The 10584-nt window shown below is 67.3% G+C and carries 10 protein-coding genes and 3 pseudogenes; 9 read left to right on the top strand and 4 right to left on the bottom strand.

Annotated features, from left to right (window positions below; genetic code table 11):
* Positions 1–680: 680 nt before the first annotated feature.
* Positions 681–2087 (bottom strand): PLP-dependent aminotransferase family protein, encoded by a 1407-nt coding sequence (locus tag MKK55_RS01640; RefSeq protein WP_243932967.1) that lies wholly within the window; start codon positions 2085–2087, stop codon positions 681–683.
* 224 nt (positions 2088–2311) lie between these two features.
* On the opposite strand from MKK55_RS01640, the gene MKK55_RS01635 reads away from it, so the two are divergent.
* The 5 genes from MKK55_RS01635 (at position 2312) to MKK55_RS01615 (ending at position 5721) form a co-directional block, all read left to right on the top strand.
* Positions 2312–2704: a RidA family protein gene (locus MKK55_RS01635; RefSeq protein WP_243932971.1), complete on the top strand. Its 393-nt coding sequence runs from the start codon at positions 2312–2314 to the stop codon at positions 2702–2704.
* Between the two features lie 80 nt (positions 2705–2784).
* Entirely contained in the window at positions 2785–3609 is an 825-nt protein-coding gene (locus tag MKK55_RS01630; protein ID WP_243932965.1) for a transporter substrate-binding domain-containing protein, read from the top strand.
* Between the two features lie 45 nt (positions 3610–3654).
* Complete coding sequence (locus tag MKK55_RS01625; protein ID WP_243932963.1) at positions 3655–4308, top strand: amino acid ABC transporter permease; 654 nt, start codon at positions 3655–3657, stop codon at positions 4306–4308.
* Complete coding sequence (locus MKK55_RS01620) at positions 4305–4961, top strand: amino acid ABC transporter permease (RefSeq protein WP_243932962.1); 657 nt, start codon at positions 4305–4307, stop codon at positions 4959–4961. The genes MKK55_RS01625 and MKK55_RS01620 overlap by 4 nt, the downstream gene beginning before the upstream one ends.
* Positions 4954–5721, top strand: a complete 768-nt coding sequence (locus MKK55_RS01615; protein ID WP_279595936.1) for an amino acid ABC transporter ATP-binding protein — start codon at positions 4954–4956, stop codon at positions 5719–5721. The genes MKK55_RS01620 and MKK55_RS01615 overlap by 8 nt, the downstream gene beginning before the upstream one ends.
* Positions 5722–6052: 331 nt before the next feature.
* On the opposite strand, the gene MKK55_RS01610 is transcribed toward MKK55_RS01615, so the two are convergent.
* The 3 genes and pseudogenes from MKK55_RS01610 to MKK55_RS01600 form a co-directional block, all read right to left on the bottom strand.
* The gene (locus MKK55_RS01610) at positions 6053–7045 is read right to left on the bottom strand and encodes a LysR family transcriptional regulator (RefSeq protein WP_243932961.1); all 993 of its coding nucleotides are present in this window, start codon (positions 7043–7045) and stop codon (positions 6053–6055) included.
* Positions 7045–7968, bottom strand: coding sequence for a hypothetical protein (locus tag MKK55_RS01605; protein WP_243932960.1), 924 nt, complete (start codon positions 7966–7968; stop codon positions 7045–7047). Before MKK55_RS01605 ends, MKK55_RS01610 begins: the two co-directional genes overlap by 1 nt.
* A gap of 45 nt (positions 7969–8013) precedes the next feature.
* A pseudogene (locus MKK55_RS01600) lies at positions 8014–8883 on the bottom strand (alkene reductase); the annotation flags it as partial.
* A gap of 41 nt (positions 8884–8924) precedes the next feature.
* On the opposite strand from MKK55_RS01600, the pseudogene MKK55_RS01595 reads away from it, so the two are divergent.
* The 4 genes and pseudogenes from MKK55_RS01595 to MKK55_RS01580 form a co-directional block, all read left to right on the top strand.
* A pseudogene (locus MKK55_RS01595) lies at positions 8925–9035 on the top strand (M20 family peptidase); the annotation flags it as partial.
* A pseudogene (locus MKK55_RS01590) lies at positions 9016–9417 on the top strand (ABC transporter ATP-binding protein); the annotation flags it as partial. The pseudogenes MKK55_RS01595 and MKK55_RS01590, both read left to right, overlap by 20 nt.
* Positions 9418–9430: 13 nt before the next feature.
* Complete coding sequence (locus tag MKK55_RS01585; protein WP_243932957.1) at positions 9431–9742, top strand: Rieske (2Fe-2S) protein; 312 nt, start codon at positions 9431–9433, stop codon at positions 9740–9742.
* Positions 9743–10161: 419 nt separating this feature from the next.
* On the top strand, positions 10162–10584 hold a 423-nt coding region (locus MKK55_RS01580), incomplete at its 3' end, for an alcohol dehydrogenase catalytic domain-containing protein (protein ID WP_243932956.1).

Raw genomic sequence — 10584 nt, 5'->3', positions numbered from 1 at the left:
GGCGCGCTTTCGTCGAAGATGCCAGACCCCGCCGTTCCGAGCACGGCCGGCATGTCGGCGCGCAGCGCATCCGGGATGGTGCGACGGACATAGAAGATGCCCCGACGCTGGACGAGACCCACCATCTGCCTCTGGCTTCGTCGCACGCCCTCGTAGCAGAAGCGCGCTGAAAGCCCACGGCATTAGGAAGATACCCTCATCGCAATGGCGCAAGGACGATTTGGCGGAGAGGGGATTCGCCGCCAACAAGCCTAAACCCCTGACAACAAAGGTTCTATTAACCCGCCGATACCGAAGTTCGTAGCAACTTTTTGGGGCAACCGGCAAACACGAAACCGATCGCGACAGCACCTCGGCCCCGCACTCAAACGGCCATTCCACTTTGCGCCCATCCCGGCCATTCGGCGCCCTCCGTCGGAACGTGCAGAACGGACGCTCCAGCACCCAATTTGTTGAGTCCTGGTTGCGCCATGAGCGGACATCACCCCACCGCCCGGAGGCGGACATTCACTTGCTGGTAGACGATGTTCCGGTGTCGACCCTTCACGGACCGTCGGAGGGTCCGCTTCGCCGCAGGTTGGCGGAGGATGACCTGCGTCTGGGTCGCGTGGTTTCCAGCCGGTCCGCTTATGGCATGGGATGACGACATCGGACTTTTGCCCGGATGCCGACCGTCCGATTCAGATCGCCGCTCTGAACCGAACGGTCGGCGGTGCGCCTGATACGAGCAGCCCTGCGAGCTTCTCCAACCCTTCGCGAAGCGAGGCTTGGTCCGGCGCCGCGTTGACGCAGACACGCACACTGTCATTCTGGTGCAAGGAGGACACCTCGAATAGGCTCAGTGGCGTGACCCCCACCCCGATGTCTTCGGCGGCTTGCCTGTAAGCCTCGGCAGACCAGCCGTTCCGCAGGTTGAGGCAGAAGTAGAACGCGTTTCGGTGGCTCATGATGGCATGCTCCGGCATGAGGGAGGCTACGAGGGCCTGCCGGGCTTCGGTTTCCGTCCGCAAGTCGGCCACGACCCGATCGATCTGCTGCGAGGCCAGCAGGCGCGTCGCCCATTCGGCAGTGAAGGGGGAGGCCATCAGGGTGCTGGCTCGAAGGGCGATGCCGAACGCGTAGACCAGATGCCGCGGCACTCTCATGAACCCGACGCGCAGCCCCGGGCCGATGAGTTTCGACACGCTGGAGATGTGCACCACCCGGTCCGGGGCAGAGGCGGCCAGCGGCCGCAACAGCGGATCGGGCAAAAAGCCGTAGACGTCGTCCTCGACGATCATGACGTCGTGGCGTTCACAGACCTCGGCCACCTCCCGACGCCGCTCCGCCGACATCGTCGCCGTGGTCGGGTTGTGTAGCGTCGGCGTGCAGAAGAGGACCTTCGCGTTCGTCCGCCGGCAGACCACGTCGAGATGGTCGGGCACGAGGCCCTCGCGGTCCATACGCACGCCGACCAGCGAACGTCCCAGCATGCCGGCTGCGGATTTCAGGCCGTAGAAGGTGACCTCCTCCGTCAGGACGGCCTCGCCGGGGCGGGTCAGCGCCATGAGCGCCAGCAGTAGGCCGTGCTGGCCGCCGCAGGTGATCAGCACGTCGTCGGCCCGCGCCTCGATCCCGAACCGGCCGAGCCAGTGCGCGGCGATGTCCCGATGCCGGCCGAGGCCGATATCGACTTGGGCGGAGAGCATGGCGCCGACATCGACCCCGCCCTCGAAGCACGGCCGGATCGCAGCCAGCGCGGGATGATGCATCGCATGCGCCGGAAAGTTGTGAGACAGGTCGAGGAAGGCCGGACGCGGGGCGGGGGTCCGCAGGGATGACGGACCGTCGGTTGCCTGCACAGGGTTGAGGAACGTGCCTCGGCCGACCTCGCCCCGCGCCAGGCCCGTGCGTTGCATCTCGGCATAGGCTCGGCTGATCGTGCCGATGTTGAGCGACAGCCAGTCGGCGAGGTCCCGCTGCGGCGGCAACCGGTCGCCAGGGCGCAGGATGCCGGCTCGCAGGGCGATCTCCACCGCCCCCACGATGGCGCGAAAGCGCGGACCCGCAGTTCGCTCGACCGCCTCCGTCCATCCCGGTCGCGTCATGCCTGTTCCGATTGTCCGAGTGATTGTCCTAGTTTCATCCGAGTGCCGGCGGAAATTCAAGCAGCTTGCCGCAAGTCTCCCCGCGCAGAACCAGACAATCCGACCTAATCTGATCGTGACAATGCGGTTCACGGTGGTGACCGCGGTAGGGCCTTGCGGGCATGGCCTGCAACGAGGAGTCCACGGTGCCGAATTCCGAGACCACGTCAGCCGCCCTCTTTCACATGATCGCCGGGGGGCCGAAGCCGGTGGCGCCCTTCAGCCATGCGGTCGAGATCGACGGCATGGTGTTCGTGACGGGGCAGATGCCCGATACCCCGCAGGCTCCCGGCCTCCTGCCGGAGGGCATCGAGGCGCAAACCCGCAACGTGATGGCCAATCTCGAAGCCGTGCTGGCCGGGATCGGGCTGGGCTTCGAGCACGTCGTCGTCGCCCGCGCCTTCCTCACGGAGTTCCAGCGCGACTACGCGACCTTCAACACGACCTACAAGTCGTTCTTCCCGCAGGATCGGCTGCCGGCACGCACCTGCATCGGCACGACGGGCCTCGCCTACGACGCGCTGGTCGAGATCGACCTGGTGGCCCATCGCGGAGCGGCACCATCCCGGATGGCCTGAACCGTCCCCGCCGAGACGAGGAACCGGCCCGGCGCAGGATGCGGCGGCACGATCATCATCGAGAGCAGAAGGATCGAGTCATGCTGTTCGTCCGGACCAAGACCTTTGGCATCATCGCCGCCGTGATGCTGACCGTCGGCGCTTCGCAGGCCTTCGCGGCCAGCCTCGAAGAGATCAAGGCCAGAGGGACGATGACCGTCGCGACCGAGGACAGCTACAAGCCGTTCGAATACGTCGAGAACGGCAAGCCGATGGGCCTCGACCACGAACTCCTGGCGCTGCTACGCAAGGAAGCGTCGTTCAAGATCGACCAACAGATCATCCCCTGGACGGGGCTGCTGGCCGGCGTCGCCACGGGCAAGTACGACGTGGCCCTGACCGCCGCCGTGATCACGCCCGAGCGCGTGCAAAGCCTCGCCTTCACCATGCCGATCGCGGACGCCACGCAGTACTACGTCGTCCGTGCTGACGAGTCCCGGATCAAGGGCGTCGCTGATCTGGCCGGCAAGTCGGTGGGCGTTCAATCCGGCGGCGCCTCTTATGCCGCCCTGGCCGATCTCGAACCCACCCTCGCCAAGACCGGGGGCAAGCTCGGCAAGGTGGTGCAGTACACCTCCCTGCCGGAAGCCTACCAAGATCTCGCCAACGGCCGGCTCGACTACGTGATCAACGGCGTCGTGAACCTCGTCAGCCTGACGAAGGATCAGCCCAAGCGCTTCAGGATGGGCGAGGCGGTCGGTGCGCCGACCTATGCGGCCTGGGCCGTGGCCAAGGGCAACGACGGCCTTCTCGCCTATCTCGACACGTTCATGGCGAAAGTGCGGGCGAGCGGCGAACTCTACGCCCTTCAAGAGAAGTGGCTGGGCCGCGCCTTCAAGGACATGCCGGCAACGGCGACCAAGTAGCGGGCTCCCGGGCGGCGAGCACCTCAAGCGCGGGGAGAGGCCGCCATGACATGGCCAGCGATCCGGACGATCCTCGACGGCGCGGTGGTCACCGCCGCGCTGGCGGCCGTCAGCATCCTGCTCAGCCTGCCCCTGGGCCTGCTCCTCGCCCTCCTGCGCTGGCGCCGAGTGCCGGTGCTCGCGGGAGCGCTCGCGGCCTTCGTCAGCCTCGTCCGGGCGACGCCCTTCGTAACGCTCGTCCTTTTCGTCTTCTTCATCCTGCCGTCGGCCGGCATCCAGTTGGACCCGGTGCCGGCCGCCATCCTGGCCCTGACGATGAACACGGCCGCCTTCAGTAGTGAGATCTGGCGCGCGGCCCTCCAGACCTTTCCGCGTGACCAGCGCGAGGCCGCCACAGTGTTCGGACTGTCGGAGCGGCAGATCTTCACGCGAATCATCTTCCCGCAGATCTGGCGGACCAATCTCGGGCCTCTCGTCAGCGAGGTCACCATCCTGCTCAAGTGCACCCCGGCGGTGGCGGTCATCGGCGTCGTGGAGATCACCCGCGCCGCCGGCCGGGTCGGTGCCGAGACCTACGAACCGCTGCCCCCGTTCCTGGTGGCGACCCTGATCTACACGGCGCTGATCGCGACGCTCGTACGGGGCCAGCGCGTCGTGGAGCGCAGGATCGCCCGGCGTTACGGGGGGGCGCGCCGATGAGCGGGCTGCTGGCCGTCTGGCAGAGCCGGGACGTCTTCCTGTGGGGGGCCGCCAACACCCTGTCGCTGGTGCTGGGGTGCCTGTTGCTCAGCATCCCCCTCGGCATCCTCGTCGCCATCTTCCTCACCGAGGCCCCCGGACCGCTGCGCCGGTCGCTCGCGGAACTCGTCGATCTCCTGCGCTGCGTGCCGTTCCTGCTGCTGGCCTATCTGGTCTATTACGGCCTGCCCGAGCTCGGCCTCAGGCTCGATCCGTGGTGGGCAGGACTGGCCTCGCTGACGCTCTACACCACGGCCTATCTCGCCGAGATCTTCCGGGCCGCGTTCCTCGCCGTCGCCAGGGATTCCATCGAGGCCGCCCACGCCTTCGGTCTGTCCCGCAGCCTGCTCTACCGGCGCATCATCCTGCCCCAGGTCGCCATCACAGCCGCACCGTTGATCGGAAACCAGGTCATCACGACCATCCGGGACAGTGCCCTCCTCATGATCATCACGGTGCAGGAACTGACCTTCGCAGCGAATTTCGTCAGCGCGAACACCTTCACCCCGTTCGCGCCGTTCGCCGCGGCGGTCGGCCTCTACCTCCTTATGTCCTTCGTGGTCGAGGACGGCGTGCGACGGATGGAAAGAGTGAGGAAGGTGCGCTTTGGCTGAGATCGACGCTGCCATCTCCGTGCAGGGCGTGTGCAAGGATTTCGACGGGTTCGAGGTTCTTCGCGATATCGACCTCAAGATCGCTCCCGGCACGACGACCTGCATCCTCGGGCCGAGCGGCTCGGGCAAATCGACCCTCCTGCGCTGCCTCAACTGGCTGGAGGAGCCGAGCAAAGGCTCGGTGCTCATCCACGGCAAGCCGATCGGCCGGACCGGAACGGCGGCTACCGCACGCCCCATGGCCCGGCGCGAACTCGCTACCGCGCGAACCAGCATCGCCATGGTCTTCCAGCACTTCGCGCTCTGGCCCCATCTGACGGTGCTCGGCAACGTCGTCGAGGCCCCGGTCCATGTCCTGCGCCGCCCGAGGCGGGAGGCCGAGGCGGAAGGCCGCGCGATCTTGGCGCGCGTCGGCCTTGCGGAGAAGGCCGACGCTTACCCGCATACGCTGTCCGGCGGTCAGAAGCAGCGCGTCGCGATCAGCCGAGCCCTTGCCATGAGGCCGAAGGTCATCCTGTTCGACGAGCCGACCAGTGCCCTCGATCCCGAGATGGTCGGGGAGGTGCTCAGCGTCATCCACGAACTCGCGAAGGAGGGGCTGACCATGGTGATCGTGACCCACGAGATGCGCTTCGCGCGCGACGTGGCCGACACGATCGTCTTCATGGAAAGCGGCTGCATCCGGGAAATCGCGCCACCGGGCATATTCTTCACCGAACCTCGGACGGATCGCGCAAAACGCTTCCTGACCCGACCCTAACCGGCGATCCTGCAACTCGTCCTGCCGTTCCCGCAAATTGAGGCTGACGTCCGCTTTCGAATACTCGACGGAACAGGCGGGACGACCCTCTGGGGTCGCAGGTGGTCGCAGATCATCACGGTGCGCCTTGGTTCCGTAGCGTGCTCCAAACAGAACCGTGGCTGCAACGGTCCATGCGCCTCTCCGGTGCGAATTGATGCCTGCCTCAGCTGCTGATTGAGGACCGCCCGACTGGGATGGACCATCCTGGCTCCCCTCCAGCGAGTGGAGCCATCCCATGACTATCCCCGCCCATCCTCCCGCAGCCGTCAGCCTGCTGCGTCAGACCCGATCAGAGGTCCCAGGGCGGCCGCGGCTGCCATGTCGCGACAAGCAGGTCCACGAACGCCGTAACCTTGGGCGGCAGGAGCCGACGGACCGAGTACACGACTGACAGCGGCTCGCCTTCAGACGCGTGGCCCGCGAGGATCGGCACGAGCCTGCCATCCCTCAGTTCGTCGGAGATGAGGAACGTGGCCAACTGCCCGATCCCGAGGCCGGCGACGACCAGGTCGCGCAGCCCCTCCGCGTTGTTGGAAGTCAGCGGGCCCCCAACCGCGACCGTCCGCTGGGCGCCGTGGTCGCGGAACCGCCATTCGACCGGGCGGCCGCCATGAGAGAACGTCAGGCAATCGTGATCCAGCAGGTCCTCGATGGTCACCGGCGTGCCCCGGCGGGCGAGGTAGTCCGGCGCGGCACAGGTCACGAGCGTGTGGGCTGCCACCTTCCTGGTCACGAGATTGCTGTCGACCCTGCCGCCGACGCGGACCGCGACGTCGATGCCCTCATCCACGAGGTCGACGTAACGGTCGCTGAAGCTGATGTTCACGCTCACCGCCGGCCAAAGGCGCATGTACCGCTGGAGGACGGGCAGCACCTGCAGGCGCCCAAGCGAGACCGGCAGGTCGATCCTCAGGCGTCCACTCGGAGCGACGCCCCGTGCCGTCACCACCGCCTCGGCGGCTTCCAGGGCTTCCAGGATCTCCGCGCATTGCCGGTGGAAGTTTGCGCCCTCGTCGGTGAGCGTCACGCTGCGGGTCGTGCGGTGCAGCAGGCGAGCGCCGAGGCGTGCCTCCAGGCGCGTGATCCGCTTGCCAACCGTGGACCGCGAAAGGCCGAGCCGCTCGGCCGCCACCGTGAAGCTCCGCGCGTCCGCCGCGTGCACGAACGCGACGATGTCCTCGATGCGCTCAGGCGACATGGCGGGACTGCCGTGCGACGCGGTCCCGGTTTCGGCGTGGGGATCGCCGGTCCGAAGCCGCACCGGCACCCCGGTCTGGGTCATCAGCGGTCGAGAAGCGTACCGGTGTGCAGCAGGTGGCGGACATTGGCGGCGACCTGGTTGCGGGCGCCGAGCCTTTCGATGAGCTGCGCCGGACGGCTGCCCCGCAGGCCGGCGAGCGTCAGTTCCTTGTCGCGGACATACGTGTAGACGCCGCTCACCGCAAACGGCGACGCATACGCGACATCGGCCGCCAGGCCCTCGCTGGCTTGCAGGAAGGCGTCGGACGCGTAGAACAGACTCCGGTCCAGGGGCGAGGCGAAGGCGAGGTCGAGGATCGCGATCAGGCGACGTTCGGCCGGGACCTCGTGCCCGACATTGGGCGCCGGGGGAGCCGGGTGGGCGTTGTCGTAAGGCTCCGGCAGATGGAGGCGAACCCGCAGCACCGCCTCCTCGGCGGCGAGCGCGCGGGCGAGACGACCGATGCGGTCGCCGAACACCGCCGCATCGTCATGGGCGGCACCGAGATGCAGGTGAATGCGGTCGAGACCATCGTCAGCGTTCGGGGAGGGTTCCGCGACCCGGTCGACCAGCGTCGTTGACCCCTTCGGCAGCGCGTAGGCGACCGTCGCCGCGAACATGTTCTGCTCGTCCGCAAACAGGATCGGGCAGGCCTCGTTGAAGGCGGCCTGGTCCTCTGCGGAGTGGAAGCCGATCTCGACGCCGCCATCCAGGTCGTAGTTTGGGAAGGGCCGGATGCCGTCCATTGCCGGCCAGAGGCGTGCGTCCTGCTCGCGGGAGAGGTGGTTCTGTACGTACCAGCCGAGCCCGGGGATGCGCGAGCACAGCGGGCCGTGCACGTCCCGCCAGTAGGTGGCGAACAGCTCGTGCGGCACCTTCGGGTGACGGAGCACCGTGGTGTAGGAGTTGATTGCGATAGGCTTATCGCGGTGGGCGTAATCGACGGTCGTCGTGAGTTTGGGCAAGATCGTATCCTTGGATGAGGCGGAGCGCGGGATCGCGGGAGCGGCTCAAGCGGCCTGGTAGGACGGGTAGTCGACGTACCCAGCAGCCCCCCCGCCGTAGAACGTCGCCTTGTCCGGGACCGCGAGCGGGAAGCCTTCCCGCAGACGTGCGACCAGGTCCGGATTGGCGATGAACGCCTGCCCGAAGGCGGCGAGGTCGATGGTCCCCTCGCTGATGAGCGCGTTCGCCCGGTCGAGGGTCATGCCCCCGGCAAGGATGATCGCGCCGGTCGGGAAGGCCTTGCGGAGTTTATCCCAGAAGGGGGGCTGAGCCGGAATCTCATCCACCGCCATCTCGCCGGTGTCGAAGCCCGACTGGTCCATGACGTGGATGTAGGCGATGCCGCGCCGGTCGAGCTCCACCGCTAGCGTGAGGTAGGTCACCTCGGTTCCGTCGTAGGCGGGCATGTCGAACAGCCGGCCATAGGGCGAGATCCGGATGCCGACCTTGGAGGCTCCGATGCGTGCGGCAATGGCGTCGACCACGTCGAGCGTGAAGGCGATGCGGCCCGCGACCGTTGCCCCAGTGTAGCGGTCGGTGCGGTCGTTCACGTACGGGTTGAGAAATTGCTCGTGCAGGTAGCCGTTGGCGCCGTGGATCTCGACGCCGTCGAACCCGGCGGCGACGGCGTTCGAGGCGGCCGTCGCGAAGTTTTCTACCACCCGGCGGACTTCGTCCGTCGACAGGGCGCGCGGCGTGGACGTCTTTACGAAGGCCGGCTTGCCGGCATCGTCGTAGGCGTAGGCCTTGGCGCCCGCCGCCGTCCTGGCCGAGGCGCTGACCGGCAGACCCTGGTCCTTCTGAAGTGACGTGTGCGATACGCGTCCCACGTGCCAGAGCTGAGCGAACATGTGGCCGCCGGCGCCGCGGACCGAGTCGGTAACAGTCGAGGCCTATGCCGGAGCGAGCGTGCGCGACGGTCTCGGGCGCGTTCACGGGCGGCTGCGCCAATTCCGGATTCACCGCCAGCGTCGGCTGCCCGACTCTCCGTGCGGTCGGCCCCGTCGGCGGCCGGGCCCATTCTCCGGCGCGCTAAGGCCGACCTCGCCCGGATCTACGGCGAGTTCCCGCGTCTCGCCGAGCGCCGGGCGCAGGCGGCCGGAACCCTTTCGGGGGGCGAGCAGCAGATGCTGGCGATCGGCCGGGCGCTGATGGCGCGGCCCAAGCTCGTCCTGTTCGACGAGCCGTCCCTGGGGCTCGCCCCCAACATCGTCGAGCGGATGTTTTCGGTGATCCGCGCGATCTGCGATGCCGGGACGACGGTCCTGCTCGTCGAGCAGAACGCCTTCGTGGCCTTGGAACTCTGCGACTACGCCTACTTGTTGGAGACCGGCCGCATCGTGCTCGCGGGCAAGGGCGCCGACCTGATCGCCGATCCGCACGTTCGCGACGCCTACCTCGGTGGCTGACCCGGAGCGGCCCGTGCGGTTGCACCTCGGTCCTCTCGACATCCTCGACGGGCCGGCGCCGACGCCGATTCTCGTGCGGGGGCAACACCTGATCCTCATGCGGGACGGCGAAAGGCTCGTCGCGGCGGAGCGGGCTTGCCCTCACGAAGGCGCCGACCTGTCGCTCGGGCGCTGCGCGGCGGGCCGGATCCATTGTCCGAGGCATCAGGCCTCCTTCGACCTCAGGTCGGGAACGGTCTCTCCGGGCTGGTCTTTCCGTGCGCTTCGCCTCTATCGCGTAAATCAGACACTTGACGAACTCTGGATAACTATCGATCCGACCTGAAGCATGGAGTGGACGACGCGAATCTACAGAAATGGAAACGCGCCGGACGGTCAGGGCATCCTCGGCCTTCAATCGCGCAGGCGTTCCGCGAGATGCCGTCGTTGCGCCCGATGCTTCTGACACGCCCGCCGACGCCCAGGCTTGGAATGAAGCCCCCTTCAAGGCGGCGGGCCCGCGCGCGATCCGGCGGCATGATGGCGACGTGGGCCGCGACTGCCTCGTGGGGGTCGATCAATGTCGATATACCGAGCCGTCGTCCGATGCCGGCGTGAACGACGCTTGAGCCGTTCGGTCCCACGGCGCCGTCAATGGCGGCAGCCCCCACCCGGCACTCATTCGATCCGTTTCCCGGCCTATATGAGCTGGCTTGAAGGCCCTTCATCCCTGGGCGACATCGAACCAAGCGTTAGGAGAGAGCCATGCGTGCCGTCACCTACACCGAAGGTTCACCAATCGAGGCGCCGGGCGCGCTTGTGGACACGACCTTCGCCGATCCCGTCCCCACCGGCCGCGACCTGCTCGTGCGCGTCCACGCCGTCTCCGTGAACCCAATCGACACCAAGGTGCGGCAGGGGGTCTATCAGCAGGCCTGCACGCCGAAGATTCTCGGCTGGGATGCGGCCGGAATCGTCACGGCCGTCGGTCCCGAGGCGCGCCTGTTCAAGCCCGGCGACGCGGTGTTCTATGCCGGTGCCCTCGATAGACCTGGCAGCAACGCTACCCTGCAATGCGTGGACGAGCGCCTGGTCGGGCGGAAGCCCGACACCCTGGGCTTCTCGGCCGCCGCCGCATTGCCGCTCACAGCGCTGACCGCCTGGGAGATGCTGTTCGACCGTCTCGAC

This window comes from Methylobacterium sp. J-059 (assembly GCF_022829485.1).
In the GTDB taxonomy this organism is placed as follows: Bacteria; Pseudomonadota; Alphaproteobacteria; order Rhizobiales; family Beijerinckiaceae; genus Methylobacterium.
This window is presented reverse-complemented; position numbering and strand designations above follow the sequence as displayed.

Bases quoted from the DNA above. Each gene is read 5' to 3' on its own strand.
- MKK55_RS01610 (WP_243932961.1), bottom strand. From the start codon at position 7,045: ATGACCCAGACCGGGGTGCCGGTGCGGCTTCGGACCGGCGATCCCCAC.
- MKK55_RS01640 (WP_243932967.1), bottom strand. From the start codon at position 2,087: ATGACGCGACCGGGATGGACGGAGGCGGTCGAGCGAACTGCGGGTCCG.
- MKK55_RS01635 (WP_243932971.1), top strand. From the start codon at position 2,312: ATGATCGCCGGGGGGCCGAAGCCGGTGGCGCCCTTCAGCCATGCGGTC.
- MKK55_RS01630 (WP_243932965.1), top strand. From the start codon at position 2,785: ATGCTGTTCGTCCGGACCAAGACCTTTGGCATCATCGCCGCCGTGATG.
- MKK55_RS01625 (WP_243932963.1), top strand. From the start codon at position 3,655: ATGACATGGCCAGCGATCCGGACGATCCTCGACGGCGCGGTGGTCACC.
- MKK55_RS01620 (WP_243932962.1), top strand. From the start codon at position 4,305: ATGAGCGGGCTGCTGGCCGTCTGGCAGAGCCGGGACGTCTTCCTGTGG.